Origin of the sequence: Plantactinospora siamensis (assembly GCF_042434095.1) — a bacterium.
Classification (GTDB): Bacteria; Actinomycetota; Actinomycetes; order Mycobacteriales; family Micromonosporaceae; genus KBS50.
The window spans coordinates 561,254-581,500 of the sequence record NZ_JBHLUE010000011.1 but is presented as its reverse complement, the minus strand read 5'-3'; the positions used below and the strand labels follow the sequence as shown (position 1 = coordinate 581,500).

The 20,247-nt window shown below is 74.0% G+C and carries 15 protein-coding genes; 10 read left to right on the top strand and 5 right to left on the bottom strand.

Annotated elements, in window-relative coordinates; genetic code table 11:
- Positions 1-36: 36 nt before the first annotated feature.
- From ACFFHU_RS15670 to ACFFHU_RS15660, 3 genes are all read left to right on the top strand, one after another.
- Positions 37-2,343 (top strand): hypothetical protein, encoded by a 2,307-nt coding sequence (locus ACFFHU_RS15670; RefSeq protein ID WP_377339467.1) that lies wholly within the window; start codon positions 37-39, stop codon positions 2,341-2,343.
- A gap of 445 nt (positions 2,344-2,788) precedes the next feature.
- Positions 2,789-3,994 (top strand): AI-2E family transporter, encoded by a 1,206-nt coding sequence (locus ACFFHU_RS15665; RefSeq protein ID WP_377339812.1) that lies wholly within the window; start codon positions 2,789-2,791, stop codon positions 3,992-3,994.
- Positions 3,995-4,167: 173 nt separating this feature from the next.
- Positions 4,168-5,178, top strand: coding sequence for a hypothetical protein (locus tag ACFFHU_RS15660; protein ID WP_377339465.1), 1,011 nt, complete (start codon positions 4,168-4,170; stop codon positions 5,176-5,178).
- Here the strand turns inward: ACFFHU_RS15660 and ACFFHU_RS15655 are convergent.
- Genes ACFFHU_RS15655 through ACFFHU_RS15640 form a run of 4 tightly spaced genes read right to left on the bottom strand, consistent with a single transcriptional unit; the run spans position 5,175 to position 9,175 of the window.
- Positions 5,175-6,500, bottom strand: a complete 1,326-nt coding sequence (locus tag ACFFHU_RS15655; protein ID WP_377339463.1) for a polysaccharide pyruvyl transferase family protein — start codon at positions 6,498-6,500, stop codon at positions 5,175-5,177. The genes ACFFHU_RS15660 and ACFFHU_RS15655 overlap by 4 nt on opposite strands.
- On the bottom strand, positions 6,497-7,132 hold the full coding sequence (locus ACFFHU_RS15650) for a PIG-L deacetylase family protein (RefSeq protein WP_377339461.1): 636 nt from the start codon (positions 7,130-7,132) through the stop codon (positions 6,497-6,499). Before ACFFHU_RS15650 ends, ACFFHU_RS15655 begins: the two co-directional genes overlap by 4 nt.
- The gene (locus ACFFHU_RS15645) at positions 7,133-7,945 is read right to left on the bottom strand and encodes a glycosyltransferase family protein (protein WP_377339460.1); all 813 of its coding nucleotides are present in this window, start codon (positions 7,943-7,945) and stop codon (positions 7,133-7,135) included.
- Positions 7,946-9,175 carry a methyltransferase domain-containing protein gene (locus tag ACFFHU_RS15640; protein WP_377339457.1) on the bottom strand — a complete coding sequence of 410 codons (1,230 nt, stop codon included), beginning with the start codon at positions 9,173-9,175 and terminating at the stop codon, positions 7,946-7,948.
- A gap of 171 nt (positions 9,176-9,346) precedes the next feature.
- Here ACFFHU_RS15640 and ACFFHU_RS15635 point away from each other — a divergent pair, with 171 nt between their 5' ends.
- The 7 genes from ACFFHU_RS15635 (at position 9,347) to ACFFHU_RS15605 (ending at position 16,023) form a co-directional block, all read left to right on the top strand.
- A complete protein-coding gene (locus ACFFHU_RS15635) occupies positions 9,347-10,453 on the top strand; it encodes an NAD-dependent epimerase/dehydratase family protein (RefSeq protein WP_377339454.1) in 1,107 nt (368 codons plus the stop codon).
- Positions 10,450-11,787, top strand: a complete 1,338-nt coding sequence (locus ACFFHU_RS15630; RefSeq protein ID WP_377339453.1) for a class I SAM-dependent methyltransferase — start codon at positions 10,450-10,452, stop codon at positions 11,785-11,787. Before ACFFHU_RS15635 ends, ACFFHU_RS15630 begins: the two co-directional genes overlap by 4 nt.
- Before the next feature lie 11 nt (positions 11,788-11,798).
- On the top strand, positions 11,799-12,728 hold the full coding sequence (locus tag ACFFHU_RS15625; RefSeq protein WP_377339451.1) for a glycosyltransferase family 2 protein: 930 nt from the start codon (positions 11,799-11,801) through the stop codon (positions 12,726-12,728).
- The gene (locus ACFFHU_RS15620) at positions 12,725-14,278 is read left to right on the top strand and encodes a lipopolysaccharide biosynthesis protein (RefSeq protein WP_377339449.1); all 1,554 of its coding nucleotides are present in this window, start codon (positions 12,725-12,727) and stop codon (positions 14,276-14,278) included. Before ACFFHU_RS15625 ends, ACFFHU_RS15620 begins: the two co-directional genes overlap by 4 nt.
- Positions 14,279-14,281: 3 nt before the next feature.
- Entirely contained in the window at positions 14,282-14,764 is a 483-nt protein-coding gene (locus ACFFHU_RS15615; protein WP_377339447.1) for a YkvA family protein, read from the top strand.
- A 139-nt stretch (positions 14,765-14,903) separates the two neighbouring features.
- Positions 14,904-15,431, top strand: coding sequence for a hypothetical protein (locus ACFFHU_RS15610; RefSeq protein ID WP_377339446.1), 528 nt, complete (start codon positions 14,904-14,906; stop codon positions 15,429-15,431).
- Positions 15,403-16,023 carry a tyrosine-protein phosphatase gene (locus ACFFHU_RS15605; RefSeq protein ID WP_377339444.1) on the top strand — a complete coding sequence of 207 codons (621 nt, stop codon included), beginning with the start codon at positions 15,403-15,405 and terminating at the stop codon, positions 16,021-16,023. Before ACFFHU_RS15610 ends, ACFFHU_RS15605 begins: the two co-directional genes overlap by 29 nt.
- A 27-nt stretch (positions 16,024-16,050) precedes the next feature.
- On the opposite strand, the gene ACFFHU_RS15600 is transcribed toward ACFFHU_RS15605, so the two are convergent.
- Positions 16,051-19,896, bottom strand: a complete 3,846-nt coding sequence (locus ACFFHU_RS15600) for an NIDO-like domain-containing protein (protein WP_377339442.1) — start codon at positions 19,894-19,896, stop codon at positions 16,051-16,053.
- Positions 19,897-20,247 lie beyond the last annotated feature (351 nt).

The window sequence follows — 20,247 nt, the reverse complement described above, 5'->3', positions numbered from 1 at the left end:
CCGCGCGACGGGACGAGACGTGTGAGGATGGGAGGCATGTCGCACGGCGAGGAACTGTTCGCCCTTGGCGGGGAAGTCACCACGGAGCCAAGCTTCGAGCCCGCCTTCCGGGGCTATGACAAACGGCAGGTGGACCGCTACGTCGCTCGGGCCGAGCATGAGATCGCCACGCTCGCGGCCGAGCGCGAACAGGCGTACACGCAGGTCAATTCGATGGCCGGCCAGATCGAACAGTTGCAACGGGACCTGCACGCCGTGCGGCGTCAGGTGGGCATGGTGGACCGGGCCTCGTTCCGGCATCTCGGCCCCCGGGTCGAGCAGATGCTCGCCATCGCCGAGGAACAGGCCGAGGCCATCGTGGCCGGGGCGCAGGACGAGATCGACAACCGCCGGGCCGACGCCGAGCGGGTCCTCACCGAGGCCCGCGAGCACGCCGCGAACGCGTTGCACGACTTCGAACTCGCGCTGGCCGCCCGCCGCGCCGACGAGGACCGGGCCACCGCGGCCCGACTCAAGGAGGCCGACGAAGCCGTCGCCGCCGCCGCCGACGAGGCCAACCGGCTCCGCGTCGCGGGCGAGGACGCCATCGCCCGGGCCCAGCACGAGGCCCGCGAGCTGACCGAGCGCACGGCCGAGATCAACCAGCGCCGCCGAGCCGAGACCGAGGCGTACGTCCAGCAGAAACGGACCGAGATCGACGAGTACGTCCAGCGGCTGCGCGCCGAGACCACCCAGTGGGTCGCCGGGCAGCGCAGCGAGACCGAGGCGTACGTGGCGCAGCAGCGCACCGAGATCGACGAGTACGTGACGCAGACCCGCGAACAGGTGCAGCGGGAGCTGCGGGTCTTCCGGGAACGGGTCGAGCGCGAGGTGGTGCAGCGCAAGACGGCCACCGAACAGGAGATGGCGCAGCGCTGGGCGGCGACCGAACAGGACATCGCCAACCGCCTCGCGGTGGCGGACCGGGAGATGATGGCCAAGCGGGCCGCCGTGGAGGGCGAGTTCGCCCAGTGGCGGGCCGGTCTCGAGCAGCAGTACGCGGAGCAGCGCACCGAGGCGGAGCAGGCGGCCAGCAAGATCCGGCAGAAGGCCGACGCGTACGCCGAGCAGGTCCGCCGGGAGGCCGACGAGCACGCCGAGGGGACCCGGACCGCGCTGGAGGCCGACGTCGAGCGGCTGCGCGCCGAGACCGAGCAGCACGCCGGCACCGTTCGGGAGCAGGCCGACGCGTACGCCGCGCGGGTGTGCCGGGAGGCCGACGAGCATGTGGCGCAGTCGAAGCGGCAGTTCGAGGAGTACGCCGCGACGGCCCAGCAGCATCTCGCCACGACCCAGCAGCATCTGGCGGCCACCCAGCAGGAGGCGGTGGCCGGCCGGCAGCAGCTCGCCGAGGTGATGCTGGAGATCGCGCAGGCGCAGCAGCAGCTGGCCGACCTGCGGCAGGAGACCTGGGCGTCGCGCCAGGAGTCCGACGCCATCCAGCGGCGGCTGACCGAGGTGCAGCAGCAGCTCGCGGCCGAGCGGGACCGGATGGGCGAGACCCAGCGGGTGGCCGAGGCCGCGGAGCGGCACGTCGCCCGGGCCGGCGCGGAGGTGGACCGGGCGACCGCGGCGGCCGCGGCCGGCGACCTGACGCCGGCCGGCGGCGATGCGCCGATCCCGACGGCCGGCGCAGCCGAGCCGGTCGGCATGGGCGAGCCGGTCAGCGCGGGCGAGCCCATCGGCATGGACGAGCCGATCGGCGCAGCCGAGCCCGTCGGCGCAGCCGAGCCCGTCGGCGCAGCCGAGCCCGTCGGCGCAGCCGAGCCCGTCGGCGCAGCCGAGCCCGTCGGCGCAGCCGAGCCCGTCGGCGCAGCCGAGCCCGTCGGCGCAGGCGAGCCCGTCGGCCTGCACGAGCCCGCCGGCACGGACGAGCCGCTCACCACCATCGCGGCCGAGCCCGCCTCGGTGACCGCCCGGGACACCGACCCGGCCGAGCCGGCGCCGGCCGCCGCGACGCCCAACGGGAAGCGGCCCGGCGCGATCAGCGACGACAACCCGGACGGTACGGCCGGCGACGACGCCTCCGGTGACCGCACCGCGGTGCTGGCCGCGCCCGCCGAGGGGGCGGCCGCGCTCACGGGCGCCGATCAGCCGGCGGTGACCGGCAGTGACGACACCGCCGTGCTGAGTCCGGTCGACCGGGCCGAGCCGGTGGGCGGGGCGATGGACGACGATGCCGAGCCGGTACCGGCCAAGGTGACCGGCCGAGCCGAGCCGGTCGGCAAGACCGTCCACCCCGGACCCGACGAGCGCTCCCAGAAGCACAAGCGGATGGTGGACTCGCGCCGTCGACACCGCTGACCCGGCGGGACCGGCATGCCGGCCTTGCTGGCCCTGCTGGGCCTGCTGGGCCTGCTGGGCCTGCTGGGCCTGCGAAACGCTCGCACCCCCAGCATCGGTGGCATTTCGTTGATCATCGGCGATGAGCAGGAGCGGGATCTCGCGGTCCGGCAGGGGTGGTCGGCAGGGGCCGAGGCCGCTAATCTGCCCGCAGTCGCTACTTGCGGGAGGCGCGGTGGAGCGGGCGTACCCGCCGGATGAGCAGCCCCCGACCGGTCCGGACCCGGCCGCCGGCGCCGCCCGACGTCGAGCTGACCCGGGCCGCACGGAGGACCGGGCCGACCCGGACCGTAGCCCCAAGCGTCCCACCGATCCGCACCGCACGCAGGACCGGGCCGACCCGGACCGCAGGCCCGAGCGTCCCACCGATCCGGACCGCACGGAGGGCCGGGCCGACCCGGACCGCATACCCGAGCAGCGCACCAGCCCGAGGCGCGCCGAGGACCGGGCCGGGGACAAGGACCGGGCCGGGGACAAGGACCGGGCCGGGGACAACGACCGGGCCGGGGACGACGACAACGACGAGGACGAGGACGGCGACCAGAACGAGGGCCGGGACGGCGGCGGGCGATTCGGCCGGCCCGGGCGACCGTTGCGGCGCAGCCCGTTCCTGGTCGGCTTCACCTTCGGGCTCGGCCTCGTGCTGGCGTACGCGGCGTTCCTGGCCGTCCGCAACGCGGCCTCGGTGCTGGTCCTGATCTTCATCGCGCTGTTTCTGGCCATCGGCCTGCACCCGGCGGTGGTCCGGCTCCGGTCCTGGGGGTTGCCGCGCGGCCTGGCCGTGGCGACCGTCGCGCTGACCGTGGTGCTGCTGCTGTGCGGCGGCATCGTGGCGCTGGTGCCGCCGCTGGTCTCCCAGTCGGCGCAGTTCCTCGACCAGCTGCCGCACTACCTGGACGAGCTGCGCCGCAGCCAGACCATCAACGACCTGGTCGAGCGCTACCACCTGGCCGACCGGCTGTCGTCGGCGGCGAACGCGCAGACCGTGGGCCGGGCCCTCGGTGGCGTCCTGGGCGGCGCACGGTTGATCTTCGGCACGCTGTTCAGCGTGCTCACCGTGCTGGTGCTCACGATCTACTTCCTGGCGGCCTTCGACCAGATCAGGCGGCTCGGCTATGCGTTGGCGCCGGCGTCGCGCCGGGAACGCGTCCGGCTGATCGGGGACGAGATCCTGGACAAGGTTGGCGCGTACATGGTGGGCGCCCTGTCCATCGCCGTGCTGGCCGGCGGCAGCACCTTCGTCTTCGCCCTGGTGGTGGGGCTGGGCTACCCGTTCGCCCTGGCCGTGGTCGTGGCGGTCACCGACCTCGTCCCGCAGATCGGCGCCACCATCGGGGCGGTGATCGTGAGCGTGGTGGGCTTCGCCTCGTCCTGGCGGGTGGGCGTGGCCTGCGTGGTCTTCTTCGTGATCTACCAGCAGATCGAGAACTACCTGATCTACCCGAAGGTGATGCGCCGCTCGGTCAAGGTCAACGACGTGTCGGCGATCGTCGCGGCCCTGCTCGGCGTCTCGCTGTTCGGGGTGATCGGCGCCCTGGTGGCGATCCCGGCGGTGGCCGCGCTCCAGCTGATCATGCGCGAGGTCCTGCTGCCGCGGCAACAGTCCAGGTAGGACGGGCGCTGTCCGCAATCCGTCTGATCGGAAATTGCGGGCGTGCAGTCACTTTCTGTAATACTCGCAGCTGAAGAGGGGCACCGTCGGGCACGACGGAACCACGGATCCGCACCGGTCGGACCGCGGCTACGGGAGCGAGCAGACCGGCTTCCAGACTGGTAGGGGACGCCATGTCCACCATCCACCCCGGGCCATCCCGCGAGGCCGGCCGATCCCTCGTCCGCGAGTGGGCCCGTCCCATCCTGTTCGGCGCCCTGGTGGCGCTCTGCCTGGCCCTCGTGGTGAGCGGGGCCTTCCTGGCCAGCGGCGGCAACCGGGCACCGGTCGCGCCCCACCGCCGGGCCGCCACCGACGCCCCGGCGCCGCTTCCGGAGCCGCCCCCCAGCGACGCCGCGCCGCCGGATCTGGTCCCCGGCGCCACGCCGCCCACCCCGATCAGCTACTGGCCCGGCCCAACCACAACGGGCGTACCGGCCGGCACCGTGCTGCGCAACCAGACCGGGACCCTCAACCTGCGGACGGCCGGACAGATCGTGACCAACCTCAACCTCACCGGCTGTGTCAACGTGTACGCCAGCAACGTGCAGATCCTCAAGTCGCGGATCACCTGCAACAGCACCACGTTCGCCATCCGGGTCATCACCGGCGCCGTCAAGCTGCTGGTGCAGGACGTCGAGGTCAACGGCAGCGGGCTCACGGCGGCGGCCATCTGCTGTAGCGACGTCACGGTCAACCGGAGCAACGTCTACAACACCATCGACGCCATCCGGCTGGGCAACAACACCACCGTGATCAACTCGTACATCCACGGGCTGATGCCGCAGCCCGGCTCGCACAACGACACCCTGCAGACGACCGGCGGCACGGGCATCCTCGTGCAGCACAACCGGCTCGAGCCGTACAACGCCGCGCTGAAGAACCCGTTCAACGCCTGCATCATGATCGGCTCCGAGCAGGCGCCGGCGGTGATCAACCTGCTGTTCACCGACAACTACTGCGACGGCGGGAACTACTCGATCGGCGTCCGCACCGATCTGGTGGCCACCAACGTCCGGCTGACCAAGTGCAAATACGGCCGCGACTTCCGGTACGGGATCATCGCCCGACCCAACCAGACCGGCATCTACTTCGAGCGGTCCACCAACGTGTGGTTCGACAACGGCCTTCCGGTGCTGCCCTAGCCTCCGATCGGGACCGGCCGCTGGGGGCCGACCAGCGCGAGGATGGCGTCCAGCTGGTCGTCCACCCGGCTGCGCACCGCCGGCAACCGGCCGGCCAGGTCGGCGGCCGTGGCCGCGCGCCCGCGCCAGGCCGCGCGCAGGTGCGCCACCAGCTCCTCGTCGCCGCACCGGCGCGCGTCGGCCACCCAGCGACGCTGGCCGGCCACCGCGAACACCCCGGCGGCCTTGTCGCTGTACGCCAGCACCGCGGCCGGCACCCCACAGGAGAGCGCGGCGATCGCGGCGTGCATCCGCATGCCGCAGAACCAGTCGGTCCGGCCGATCAGCCACTTGGTCTGATGCGGGTCGAGGCCGGCCGGCGCGAGCGCCACCCGGTCGCCGTACCGCCGGGCCAACTGCTCGTGCAGCCGCTCGGTCACCACCGTGTCGTCGTCGGGCTTGCCGGGAGCACGCACATGCGGCACCAGCAGCACCCGGGTGTCCGGCTCGGCCAGCACCTCCGCGGCCAGCAGCCGGGCCACCCGCAGGCAGTCGGATCGCAGCCGGAACCGGACCATGCTCTCCGCCCGGGTCAGCAGCCCGCTCACGTTCAGCCCGATGACCGGTCCCCGCGCCGCGGCCAGCCACGCCGCCACCGCGTCCCGGGCGGGCGCGGCCGGCTCGTGCGGGCGCAGCGCGAACGCGAGGTCCACCCCGCTGCGGTGCCGGGCCGGATCGAGGTCGGGGCCCAGCAGCTCGCCCAGCGCCGCGTAGCTGTCCGGGTCACGGGCCCAGGCCATGGCGGCGCCGCGGACCAGCCCGGCCGCCGTCTGGCGCAGCCGCGGCGACCGGAACGGCCCGTACGTCTGCGGCAGCAGCACCAGCGGCCGGCCGCGCAGCAGGGCCAGCCGCTTGGGCCAGGCCACCATCCGGAACCGCCGCTCGCCGTAGCCGTCGGTGAAGCTGTCCCCGCCGCTCAGGTCGAAGACGGCGTCCGCGGCGTCGATGGCCGCCAACCCGGCGTTGCCCAGGCCGCCGAACGCCGCGCTCACCCGCATGTTGAGGTAGGACTCGGGGCGGTGCACCCGCCGCGACCGGCGGGCGCCGACCAGGCGTACCGGGCGCGGCCGGCCCGCCACGTGGGCCTGGCCGGGACGCTGCCCCCAGCCGTCGTCGAACACGGTGATCCGGGCGTCCGGCAGCCGGGTGAGCAGCAGGTCCAACGCCGCGGCCCGCAGCGCGGCCACGCCGAGGTTGGCCGGCGCGCCCCCGGTGCCGAACAGGCACGCCCGGAAACGGCCCGGGCCGGCGCCGTCCGGCTCGGGCTCCGCGGCGGCCGTCACGGCTCGAGCACCACCTTGTCGCACCGGTACGCCTCGGCGTACCGCGACCGGCACTCCACCCCGCGCAGCCGGGCCAGCCCGCGGAACACCTCCTCGTCCCACCACTCCCGGTCCTTCTGGGACGGGTAGCACGCGTTCAACAGCTCCACCTTCCGCCGGAGCCGTTCCTCGGACAGCGGCAGATAGACGTTCCGCCGCCCCAGGTCGCCGTCCCATTTCGGGATCTCATAGTGCAACGCCGGTGACCGCCGGAAGGACGTGGCCACGAGCCGGGCGAGTGTCCGGTGGTCCTGGTGCGCGTCGTCGGGTCCGGGCGCCACCACCAGGTCGGCGTCCATCCGCCGCGCGGCCTCGTCGATGATCCGCTTGGCGGCCGCCCACCGCGCCGGCACCCGCCCGTCGGGCAGGGCGTGCAGCGCGAAGCTGAGCCGGGCGGCCGGCAGGAAGGCCGCGGCCGCCGCCCGGGCCTCGGCCTGCCGGTCCGGTGCGCCGGTGAGCAGGACGTAGTGCACCCGCAGCCCCGGTACGGCGCCGAGCGCCAGCAGCAGACCGCCCGCGCCGATCTCGATGTCGTCGGGATGGGCGCCCAGCAGTGTCACGGCGCGCAGGCCGGCCAGCCGCAGCGCGGACATTCAGCGCACCAGCACCGGACCGCCCGGCCGGGTGCGCTGCGGATCCCAGAGCATCCAGGGGCAGCGGGCCGACCGGTACAGCTCCTCCAGCTCGGCCCGGTCCTTGAACGTATCGGCCGCGCGCCAGAACCCGGTGTGCCGCTGCGCCATCAGGCGGCCGGTCGGCAGCAGCCGGTCGAAGGCGTGCGGGACCAGGTCCTCGCCCGCGCGCAGCGCCGCGAAGATCTCCGGCCGGAGCACGAAGTAGCCGCCGTTCTCCCACTGCATGAGGTCGCGGATCGGCCGGACCCGCTCCACCCGGTCGCCGGCCGAGATGTCCAGCACGTGGTGGGTGGACTGCACCGGCACGGCGAGCAGGCTGGCCACGGCCGTGCTGGTGGCGAACCGTTCGATCATGGCGGGCAGCGGCGCGTCGGTGAGGGTGTCCGCGTAGTTGGCCAGGAACATCTCCTCGTTCTCGACGTGCCGGCGGACCCGCATGAGCCGCTCGCCGATGGTGGCCGTCAGCCCGGTGTCGATGAAGGTGATGTTCCAGTCGGTGATGTCGGTCGAGAACAGCCGCAGGTCGCGGCCGCCGCGGGCCAGCGTGAAGTCGTTGGAGCGGGTCTCGTCGTACCGGAGGAAGTATTCCTTCACGGCGGCCGCGCCGTAGCCGAGGCAGAGCACGAAGTCCTGGTGGCCGAAGTGCGCGTAGTAGCGCATCACGTGCCACAGCAGCGGCCGGTCGCCGATCATGGCCATCGGCTTCGGCGCCGAGGCGGCGTCCTCGCGCATCCGCATGCCCAGGCCGCCGCAGAAGAGCACCACCTTCACCTAGACCACCGCCAGCCGCGGGATCGGGAACACCAGCCGGCCGCCCCAGTCCCGGACGTACGCCAGTTGCCGGGACAGCTCGGTACGCAGGTTCCAGGGCAGCACCAGCACATAGTCGGGCCGGTCGGCGGCGATCCGCTCGGGCGGATGGATCGGGATGTGCGTGCCGGGCAGGAACCGGCCCTGCTTGTGCGGGCTCCGGTCGACCGTGTACGCCAGCAGGTCGGCCCGGATGCCGCAGTGGTTGAGCAGGGTGTTCCCCTTGCCCGGCGCGCCGTACCCGACCACCCGCTCGCCCCGGGCGCGGGCGCCGTGCAGGAACTCGACGAGGTCGCGCTTCACCCCGAAGACGGCCTCGGCGAAGCCGCGGTAGCCGTCCAGGGTGTGCAGGCCGGCCCGCGCCTCGGCGTCCAGCACGGCCTTCACATTCGCCGACGGCTCGCCCGCGGCCGAGGAGGGTCGGGCGTGCACCCGCAGCGAGCCGCCGTGCGTGTTCAGTTCCTCCACGTCCACCACCGTGAGGCCGCCGGTGGCCAGCGCCCGCTGCGCGGTCAACAACGTGAGGTACTGGTAGTGCTCGTGGTAGATCGTGTCGTACTGCCGCCGTTCGATCAGCCGGAGCAGGTGCGGGAACTCCAGGGTGACCAGCCCGGTGCGCTTGACCAGCGCGGCCAGCCCCTCGGTGAAACCGCGCAGGTCCGGAACGTGCGCGTAGACGTTGTTGGCCACCACCAGGTCGGCCCGGCCGTAGGTGGCGGCCAGGTCGGCGCCGGTCTCCGGGCCGAGGAAGCGCACCTTGGTCCGGATGCCGTGCTGCCGGGCCACCGCGGCCACGTTGGCCGCGGGCTCGATCCCGAGCACCGGGATGGACCGGTCGGCGAAGTGCCGCAGCAGGTAGCCGTCGTTGCTGGCCACCTCGGTGACCAGGCTGTGCGGCCCGAGGTCGAGCGCGGCCACCATGGCCTCGGCGTACCGGCCGGCGTGCGCCACCCAGGATTCCGAGTACGACGAGAAGTACGCGTAGTCGCTGAAGATCTCCTCGCCCGGCACGTACGCCGGCAGCTGCACGAGCAGGCAGTCCGGGCAGACCCGCACGTGCAGCGGATAGAACGTCTCGGCCGCGTCCAGCCGCTCGGCGCGCAGATAGCTCTCGCAGAGCGGGGACATTCCAAGATCGACGAAGGTCTCGGTCAGGCCGGCCCCACAGAGCCGGCAGGTGGCCATGGCCATGCCCCTCACCCCCAAACAGCCCGAACCCTCCGGTCCGCCCGACCGGTCACGCTAATCAGGACATATGGCAGTACGGCCGTTCAGTCCAAAAGCTGACTGTGACGGCTGGTAGTCATCCGATGACTCATAGACTCCCCCTCGTTCCGCCCGCCGAGGATGGGAGGGCGCGCCGTGCGCGTACTGGTCACCGGGCACCACGGATATCTGGGCAGCGTCCTGACGCCTTTGCTCACCGCCGCCGGCCACGAGGTGGCGGGCCTCGACACCGACCTGTACGCCGACCGCCTGCTCGGGCCGCCGCCGGCCGAGGTCCCCACGACCCGGATGGACGTTCGGGACGTCGGCCCCGAGCAGTGCGCCGGCTTCGACGCCGTGGTGCATCTCGCGGCGCTCTGCAACGACCCGCTGGGCAACCTCGATCCCGACCTCACCGTCGAGATCAACCACGGGGCCACCCTGCGGCTGGCCCGGGCGGCCCGGGCCGCCGGAGTGCCGCGGTTCGTCTTCGCCTCCTCCTGCAGCCTCTACGGCGCGGGTCAGCAGGACACTCCGCTCACGGATGCTGGCCGGTTCGCTCCGCTCACAGATGCTGGCCGGTTCGCTCCGCTCACAGATGCTGGCCGGTTCGCTCCGCTCACAGAGGACGCCGGGTTCGCCCCGCTGACCGTCTACGGCGAGACGAAGGTGGCGGCCGAACGGGACCTGCTGGCCCTGGCCGGCGACGACTTCTCCCCGGTCTTCGCCCGGAACGCCACGGCGTACGGCTTCTCCCCCCGGCTGCGCACCGACCTGGTGGTCAACGACCTCGTGGCGCACGCGCTGCTCACCGGCGAGGTGCGGCTGCTCTCCGACGGCACCGCATGGCGCCCGCTGGTGCATGCCGAGGACATCGGGCAGGCCATGCTGGCCCTGCTGGAGGCGCCCCGGGAGGTGGTGCACGGCCGGGCGTACAACGTCGGCACGACCGGCGAGAACCACCTCATCCGGGACGTGGCCACGATGGTGGCCGAGGTCGTCGACGGCTCCCGGGTGACCTTCGCGGCCGGCGCCGGCACCGACGCCCGGGACTACCGGGTGGACTGCGGGCGGATCGCCGCCGAGGTGCCCGCCTTCCGTCCCCGGTGGACGCTGCGCAAGGGGATCGAGGAGCTGGTCGAGGCGTACCGGCGGCACGGCCTGACCCTGCCCGACGTGCGCGACCGATACCAGCGGCTGGCCCGGATCCGCGAGTTGCGCGCCGCCGGCCGGCTCGGCCCGGGCCTGCGGTGGATCGGGTGACCGGGGCCGAGCCCGGCAGCACGGCCGGCGTCGTACCGCGCAGTGCGGGCCGGACCGGCGACCGCCCGGCCGCCGGCCGCGACCCGGACCCGGCCGCCGGCCGCGACCCGGCGACCCGGCACGACCCGGACCCGGCCGCCGGCCGCGGCCCTGACTCCGCCGGCCGCGACCGGAGCTGCGTGGCCTGCGGCGGTGGCCCGCTGGCGCCGGTGGCCGACCTCGGTTCGGTGCCGGTGGAGTGCGGGGTGCACTGGCCGGACCGCGCGGCCGCGCTCGCCTCCCCGCTGGGCCGCATCCGGCTGGCCGTCTGTCCGGACTGCGCGTACGTCCGGAACGTCGCGTTCGACCCGGCGGCGCTGAACTACGACACCTCGATGGACACCAACCTGCACCACTCGCCGGCGTTCCAGGCGTTCTCGACCGACCTGGTCCACCGGCTGGCCGGACGGTATCCGCTGGTCGGCGGCACCGTGCTGGACGTCGGCTGCGGGCAGGGCGAGTTTCTCCGCGAGCTGTGCCGGACGGCCGGCTGCCGGGGCGTGGGGTACGACGCCATGTACGCCGGCCCGGAGGGCCCGGACCCGTCCGGCGCGGTGCTGCACCGCGGCCACGCCCCGCTCGACGGGCGGCTGCCCGACTACGACCTGGTCACCTCGCGGCACTGGCTGGAGCACCTGGACGACCCGTACGGCTTCCTGGTCCGACTGCGCGAGCTGGCCGGCGCCCGGCCGGTGTACGGCTACCTGGAGGTGCCGGACGCCGAGTACGACCTGGCCACGGCCGGGTGGGAGGTGATCTACCCGCACGTGTCCTACTTCGCCGGCTATCCCCTGTGCCGGCTGGTGCAGCGGGCCGGCTGGCGGGTGCTGGCCACCGGGCCGCTGTTCGGCGGGATGTTCCGGTACGTGGAGATCTCCGCCAACGCGCCGGCGCCGGACGTACCGCCCCGGCTGCCCGCCGCGGGCGACCGGGACCGGCAGCTGGCCGCGGTGGCGGGCTTCGCCGACCGGCACGCGGCGCAGCGGCGGCGCTGGCGGGCCACGCTGGCCCGGCTCGCGGCCGCCGGCGACCGGCCGGCGCTGTGGGGCGCCGGGTCCCGCGGCGTGCAGTTCCTCAACCTCGTCGACCCGGAACGCCGGCTGGCGGCCGTGGTGGACGTGAACCCCCGCAAGTGGGGGCGCTACCTGCCGGTGACCGGGCACCGGGTGGACCCGCCGGACACGCTCGCCGGGATCGACCCGGGCGCGGTGGTCATCACGAATCCGGCGTACCGGACCGAGATCGCGGCCGCGCTGCGCGGCCTCGGCCTCGCCCCCGAGCTGCTGATCGCCTGAAGGAGAGAGCCATGGCCGGGTCCCCCCGGGTGACCGTCGGGATGCCGCTGTTCAACGCCGAGCGGTATCTGACCGAAAGCCTCGACGCGCTGCTCGCGCAGGACTACCGCGACTTCGAGCTGATCATCAGCGACAACGCCTCCACCGACCGCACCTGGGAGATCTGCCGGCGGTACGCGGCCCGGGACCGGCGGATCCGGCTGCACCGCAATCCGGCGAACCTGGGCGGGCACGTGAACTACGCGCGGGTGGTCCAGCTCGCCCGCGGCGAGCTGTTCAAGTGGGCCGCGTATGACGACATCTGCCGGCCGAGCCTGCTGAGCGCCTGCGTGTCGGCGCTGGACGCGACCGGCCCGGAGACCGTGCTGGCCTACCCGCAAACCGCGCTCATCGACGAGGCGGGGCGGCTCATCGGCCCGTACGAGGACGGCCTCGACCTGCGCGACCCGCGCCCGTGGCGCCGGGTGGCCGCGGTGGCCGACCGGATCAACCTGTGCCACGCCCACTTCGGGGTGTTCCGGCTCGCGGCGCTGCGCCGGACCGGGCTGATCCGGCCGTATCTCTCCTCCGACTACACCCTGGTGGCCGAGGTGGCCCGGCTGGGCGCCATCCACGAGGTGCCGGAGCGGCTGTTCCTGCGCCGGCTGCACCGCGCCTCCACCCGGCAGGCCGCGGGCGCCACCGGCTCCACCGCCTCGGGCGTGGCCTGGTACGCCCCCGACGAGCCGGCGCAGCCGGTCCGGTCGCCGCACCGGCGGATGGTGGTCGAGACGCTGCGCACGCTGGCCACCGGGGACGCGCCGCGCGGCACCCGGATCAGCTGCGCGGCGGCCTTCCTGGCGAGCTGGGAGGTGCGCCGGGCCCGCGTCCGACTCGGCGCCTGGCGCCGCAGACACTGGCGCCGGCCGCCGACCGCCGCGCTTCCCAGTGGTGCGGCATGACGGAGGCGGAGGCGGCGACCGGCACCGCCGGGGACGATCAGGCCGCGGCCGACTGGGCCGGCGGCCACCAGGAGCGGGTACGCGCGGCCATCGGCTGGTCGTACCTGCTCACGGCCGGCCGGTTCGGCTCGTCGGTGCTGGTCACCTTCCTGCTGGCCAAGCTGCTCGGCCCGGAGGAGTTCGGCATCGTGGCCATGGGCACGGTGCTCATCATGATCGTGCAGACCGTGCTCCAGCAGGGTCTGACCGCCGCCATCGTGCAGCGGGAGGGGCTGACCCGCGACCACGTGGACACCGCGTTCGCGGTGCTCGCCGCCTCGGGCGTGCTGCTCACCGCGCTCACCATCGCGGTGGCGCCGCTCTGGGCGGTGGTCAACCGGGAGCCGGGCCTGGCCGGGGTCACCATCGCGCTCTCCCCCATGGTGCTGCTGCAGGGACTGTCCATCGTGCCCGAGGCGCTGCTCCGGCGGGACCTCCAGTTCCGCTCGGTGGCCATCCGTACGCTGCTGGCCGCCGTGCTGAGCGGCATGCTTGGGCTCGGTCTGGCGATCGCCGGCGCGGGCGTGTGGGCCCTGGTCGGTCAGCAGGTCGCCAGCGCCTTCATCAGCCTCGTGGTGCTCTGGCTGGTCTGCCCGTGGCGCCCCACCGGCCGGCCACGGTTCGCGGCGCTGCGCGAGCTGTGGAGCTTCTCGGCGCACTCGGCCAACGCCGGGCTCGGCGCGATGCTCAGCTCCCGGGTCGACCTGATCGTGACCGGCCTGGTCTTCGGCCCGGTCGCCACCGGCATCTACCGGTTGGCGGCCCGGCTGCCGGACGTGGTCGTCGACATCACCGTGCGCTCGCTGCAGCAGGTGGCGCTGCCCGCGCTGTCCCGGCTGCAGAACGACCGGGCGGCCTTCGCCGGGCACCTGGCCCGGCTCCAGCATCTCGGCGCCGTGGTCGGGCTGCCGGTGCTCGGCATCCTGGCCGCGGTGGCCGGCCCGCTGGTGCGGTTCCTCGGCCCCCAGTGGTCCGGCACCGAGCTGCCGCTGCGGCTGCTCTGCCTGTTCGGCGCCGTCAACGTGTACGGGGTGCTGCTCGGCCCGGCCCTCCAGGCGATCGGCCAGCCCGGCCGGCTGGCCGCGCTCACCTGGGCCCGCGGGCTGATCGGCGCCGGGGTGCTGGCGGCCCTCGGCACCCTGCTGGGCCGCGCGCACCCGCCCGCGCAGGCCGCCGGGGTGGCCGCCGCCGGGGTGCTGCTCCAGCTGGCCATCAACGCGGTCTCGCTGCACGTGACGGTGCGCCGGGCGGCCGGTGCGTCGCTGCGCCGGTTCGTCCTGCCCACGTTGCCCGCGCTGGTGGCGGCCGCGCTGGCGGCGGCGGTGCCGGCCGGGGCGGACCGGCTCGGCGTGGGCCGGCTGGATCCGGTGCTCGGGCTGCTGCTCCTGGGCGGGGCGGCCACGCTGGTGGCCGGGGGCGTGCTGCTGGTCGCCGACCGGCCGCTGCGGCGTACGGTGTCGGCCCGGCTGCGGCGCATCCGGGCGAGCGGTGCGGGTCTCGCTTACCGTTGACGCATGTCCCGCGAAGCATGGCTCGCCCTGCTGGCCCTCGGCGGCCTGATCGCCCTCGCCAGCGCCGTGGGCGCGGTCATCCTGGCGATCCGGGTGTGGCGCACCCGCCGGATGCTTACCGAGTTGGGCGCGGCCGGCAAGTTCGCCTTCTACGGCGCGCTCATCTACACGGTCTTCCCGATCGACGTGCTGCCCGATCCGATCTACCTGGACGATCTGGGCGTGCTGACGGCCGCGCTCATCTACCTCAGCAAGTTGGTGCGGCAGCATCGGGCGGCCCAGGGCGGCCTCCCTGGCGGTCTGCCCGGCGGGGGTCGCTGGCCCGACCCGCGCCGGTTCGCGACGCCGCCCGACCCGCGGCGGCTCCCAGCGCCGCCCGACCCGCGGCGCTTCGCGGTGCCGCCCGTGCCGCCGCCCGGGACGCTGCCGCCGGCTTCCCGGCCGGACGCGCATGGCCAGTTGCCGCCCCCGCCGTCCGGTCGCTGATTCCCCGTCGCCGTCAGGGTCACGCTGCGTGGTTGGCGGAGGGACCGACGCAACCGCCAAGCCGGCGGGCACGACGGAATTGTCGGTGGCGGATGCGAGGATGCCCCTCCACACAGGACGTCGGGGCACGGAGGAACGGATGGGTGTCGACACCTTCTGGCGGCGGATAGCGGAGGGGGCGATCAGCGGGCTCGGCCCGCGCCAGCTCAGCGGGCTGGTGCCGGTCGAACTCGGCGCGGAGTTGGCGGGCCGCGCCGCCGACCCGCGCCTCGTGCTGGTCCAGGACTGCGGCGCCCTGCTCGGCGAGCTGCTGCGGCTGGGGGCGGCGGGGAGCCGGCACGCGGGCACGGCCCGGTGGCTGGCCGCCGGCCCGCCGGACTGGGATCACCGGCACCTGGTCGGGGTCTGGCGACCGGAATTCGTCCGGCAGGCCGCCGAGTTCCTGGTCACCGTGCCGGTCGAGGAATGGCTCGACCGGTTCCGCGACGAGCTCCCGGGCCGCGCTCCCGAGCCGGGGCCGGCCCTGCCCACTCCGGAGCTGATGAACCGGATGGCGACCGGGGTTCGGGAGCTGCGCGAGCTGTTCGGCGCGGCCGCCCGGGCCGGCGAGGCGGTGCTGGAGAGGATGGTGACCGCCGATGCGACTCGACTGGCCGGATTGCCGTAACGCCCGCGACCTGGCCGGCCTGCCCGCGGGCAACGGGCGGCGGACCCGTCCGGGCGCGCTGCTGCGCTCGGACGACCATCACCGGCTGACGCCCGCCGCTGTCGCGGCGATCCGCTCGAGTGGGGTGGCATTGATCCTCGATCTGCGCTGGGCGCGCGAGTGCGCCGACTTCCCCAGCCCGTTCGCCGCCGACCCGGTCTACCGTCACCTCTCCGTGCTCGACGACGTGCTGCCGTACGATCCGCCGGCCGACAGCTACGCGCCGATGCTGGACCACTACCGGCGCCGGATCGCGGACGCGGTCCGGATGGTGGCCGGGGCGCCGCCCGGCGGCGTGCTGGTGCACTGCACCGCCGGGCGAGACCGGACGGGTGTGCTGGTCGGGGTGCTGCTGTCCACGGCAGGAGTGGCTCCGGCCGACGTGGCCGCCGACTACGCCCGCACCGAGGGCTGCTCGCCGCTGCCCATGGCCAACTCCCTCCGCCACCTGGCCCAGCGGTACGGCGGTGTCGAGTCGTACCTTGTCGGCGGCGGTCTCGACGCCGCCGAGCTGTCCGCCGTGCGGGACCGGTTGTGCGAGCCGGCCACCTGACGGCCGCCGTTGCCCCGCGCCAGCGGCTCAGGACGGCCGGAACACCACGGCCGTGCCGTTGACCAGCACCGGCTGGTTGTACGAGTGCTGGACGGCGGCGGTGCCGGCCGCATTTTCCAGCCCGACCGTGGCGCTGTTGCCGCGCTCCCGGGCGTCCGTCGCGGACAGGTCGGCGTAGTTGAAGGAGATCTCGCCGTTCTCCGCGAAGATCGCCTGGAACGAGAGCCGCGCCGAGGCGGAGCCGTAGTACGCGACGTTGTGCCACTCCACCACATACCTGCGGTCCGGCGCGGCGCCCAGCACGGTGGTCCGGACGCTGCCGTCGGTGAAGATCCGCAGGTCGTCCCAGAACGGGCAGACGGCCGCGTTCGGCGAGGCGGGGTCCGGGATGGCCGCGTTGATCGGTGACGAGTTGCCCGGGGCGGTGCTGCCGGGATCGACGAACGACAGCACGCCGTTGCTGGACACCCAGGCCGAGCCGTACGTCTGGCCATAGAAGCGGATCGAGAACGGCAGCGTCACCCGGGTCACCGCGTCGTCCCCGGTGAGCGGCAGCACCGTGCCGCCGTCGGTGGGCACGAAGGCCCGCGCCTCGGTGGTCCGGACGTACCCGCCGGGCGGGGACGTCGAGGTGGACGGGGAGGGCGACGGGGAGACCGAGGGCGAGGGCGACCTCGACGGGGAGACCGAGGGCGAGGGCGACGGGGAGGGCGACGGGGACGGGGTGCCGGTCAGCGCGAGGTTCACCCGTACCGTGCCGCCGGCCTGGACCGTGACCGGCGCGGTGGCGGTGCGGCCGCCGGACGCGGTAGCCGACAGCGTGTACGTCCCGGCCGGGACGCCGTCGAGGGCGTACGAGCCGTCCGGCGCGGTCAGCACGGACCGGCCGCCCGGGCTCAGGTTGACGGCCGCGCCCTCGATCGGCGCGCCGGTGGCCGCGTCGATGACCGACCCGGCGACCGTGCCGGTGCTGCCCGGCGGCGTGCCGGGCGGGGTGAACGTGATGGCCCGCCCGTCGGCCAGCACCGGCTGGTTCAGCGAGTACTGCAGCGCGACCGTGCCGGCGGCGTTCTCGATGCCGACGGTGGCGCTGTCGCCCTGCTCCCGGGTGTCCTTGGTGGAGAGCCCGGCGTAGTTGAAGGTGACCCGCCCGCTCTCGTCGATCACCGCCTCCACCGACAACCGGGCCGAGGCGGACCCGTAGTAGCCGACGTTGCGCCATTCGACCACGAACCGCCGGTCCGGCGCCGCGCCGAGCACCGCGGTCCGGACGCTCGAGTCCGACCACACCCGCAGGTCGTCCCAGAACGGGTAGAGGGCGGCGTTGGGCGCCGGGGCGGCCGGGATCGGTCCGTTGATCGGCGACGACCCCGCCGGGTCGGTGAACGAGATGACGCCGTTGGTGGAGATCCACGCCGACCCGTACGCCTGCCCGTAGAGCGGCACCGGGAACGGCAGCGGCACCGTGGCCACGGCGTCGTCGCCGGTCAGCGGCAGCACCGTGCCGTCGGCCGGCAGGAACGGCTGGCCGTTCGCCGTCGCGCAGGTGTAGCCGAAGCCGTCCGAGCAGCCGGCCGTGCTGGTGAAGGCCGCGGTCCAGCTGGTGGCCGTCGCGGGCGCGGTGATCACGTGCGTCTGCGCGCCGCCGTCGGACCACCCCACGAAGGAGTACGTGGCGCCCAGCGCCACCTGCGGGCTGGGGGTGCCGATGGTGTTCGTGGAGCCCACGATCACCGGGACGGTGGCCGGGGTGTACCGCTCGGCCCCGTTCACGTCGACCCGGAGCCCGGCCGGCGTGCTGGCCACCATCAGGTTCACCGTCTGCGGATCCAGCCGCACCGTGGTGCTGCCGGTCAGCCCGGCCGAGTCGGTGGCGGTGAGGGTGAGCTCCAGGTGCGACGGGTACTCGTGGTCGGGCGCCAGGAAGCTCCCGCTGGCCACCCCGGTCGAGGTGAGCACCACGTGGGTGTGGCAGCTGCCGGTGAGGTCGCAGTGCCGGTTGATCAGCTGCCAGGACAGCGAGCTGGCCGGCAGCGTGCCGTCCTGCGGGTCGGTGGCGTGCCCAGCGAAGGCGATCCGTTGGCCGACCACCCAGCGCAGGGCCGCGGTGGGATTGTCGATCACCGGCACGGGTCCGCCGACCGAGACCAGGATCTGGGTGCTGGCCGTGGCCGTCCGGCCGCCGCTGTCGGTCACCTGTAGCCGGGCCGTCCAGCTGCCGGCCGTCGGGTAGGTGTGCGTGGCCGTCGGGCCGGTGGCGTCCACCGAGCCGTTGTTGTCGAAGTCCCACTGGTAGCTGAGCAGGTCGCCGGCGTCCGGGTCGGAGGACCCGGAGCCGTCGAAGGAAACGGTCAGCGGCGCGTTGCCCGAGGTGGGGGTGGCGGTGACGGCGGCCACCGGCGGAGAGTTGCCGGCCGTGTAGTGGAACCGCCGGATCGTCCCGCCGGCAAGGTCGGCGTAGTACAGGTCGTTCTCGGGCCCGATCTCCAGGTCGACCGGGGTGGCCGCGTTGGGCGCGAAGGAGACGATGTCGGCCGGGTTGGGCAGCCCGTTGCTGCCGGCGCGCATGGCCCAGATGCAGCCCCGGGAGTAGTCGGCGAAGAACAGCGCGTTCGGGTACCCGGCCGGGTATCCGCCGCCGGTGCCCGGATAGAAGGCCACGCCGCTCGGCGAGGAGCCGCCGGTGCGGCAGGTCTCCCCCGGCACCACCTGCTGGCTGTGCTGGTACGTGTAGTACGGCGCCACCACGGCCGGGGCGCCGGCCCCGTACAGGGTCTCGCACAGGTTGAGGTTGGCGGCGTCGTACCCGCTCTGCCGGCTGTTCCCCTCGTAGCAGGGCCAGCCGTAGTTCCGTACCGGCGCGGTCATCGGGTCGACGAGCCGGTCGATCTCCTCCCAGGTGCGCCAGCCCACGTCCCCGGCCCACACCTCCCGGGTGCCGGGCCGGAACGTCCAGCGGAACGGGTTGCGCAGCCCGTACGCGAGGATCCGCCGGGCGTTCGGGTCGGGGTTGGCGGCCATCGGGTTGTCCGGCCGGGCCGCCCCCGTTGCCGGGTCGACCCGGATCAGCGTCCCGGACAGCCCGGTGGGATCGCCCGGAGTACGCAGATCCTGCGCCCGTAGCGCCCCGCCCTCGGCGGTGGGCGGGGTCATGGCGCCGCCGGTCGGCGCGGGCGGGTCACCGCACGGGTTGCTCGGGCTGCCGGCCTGGCCGTAGTCCACGAAGGTGGCCGAGGCGCCCTCGCCGCCGCTGATCCAGAGCGCGCCGTCCGGCCCGAAGTGCAGGTCGCCGATCGAGTGGCTCTCGATCTGCTGGCACCAGTCGTGCAGCAGCACCTGCTCGGCGCCGGTCATCACGTCCCCGGCGGCGCGCAGCCGGGACACCCTGCTGCTGGTGATGCAGTTCCCGATGCTCGGGCACGCGTCGTTGTACGTCGGCGCCGTACCGCCGATCCGCCCGTCGTAGGTGTAGCTGACGTAGACGTACGGGTCGGCCGGGAAGCCGGGCGGCAGGGCCAGGCCGATCATGCCCATGTCCTCGTAGTTGTAGACCTCGGCGGACAGGTCCGCGAAGACCGTCGGGCTCGGGTCGGTGAGGCTGTCGAAGACCTTGATGACGCCGTTCTTCTGCGCCACGAACACCCGGCCGTCCGGGGCGAAGACCAGCTTGGTGGGCAGGGTGAGCCCGCTGAACACGATCTGCTCGGTGAAGCCGGGCGGCACCGTGGTGGCGGTCGAGGCGGCCCGGGTCAGCGGTGCCACGGCGGACCCGCCGGGCGGCGCCGCGGCGCGGTCGGCGGCGGGCGCGAGCAGCGTCGCGGCCAGCAGGACGCAACCGAGTGCCTGGGCGATCCTGCGCCGTGGAGCGGTCATCACGTTCCTCCATCCGCCGCCCGCCGGTGCCGCCGGCGGAGCCTGTGAACCAGCATCGGTGCAGGTCAGCGGGGTGGGCTGTCGGGACGCCGACGGCGGGCGCGGGCCGTCGGGACACATCTTCGACCCCGATCGGCGGCCCGCCCGGCACGAACGCGGGCGGCCGCGGCGCCATTCGCCGCCGGCCGAGGCGTACGAGGCCGGAAGGCGCTGCCGGAAAAGCCCGGAGCGACCGGCGATCGCACCGAACTAACCGGCGCTTACGGCCGGGGTGGTGAAAATTGCGGCTGTCCTTTCGAGTTTGATTCGCAATTTCAATCGCGAATGCGCATCGCCTTTTCGCAACTTTCA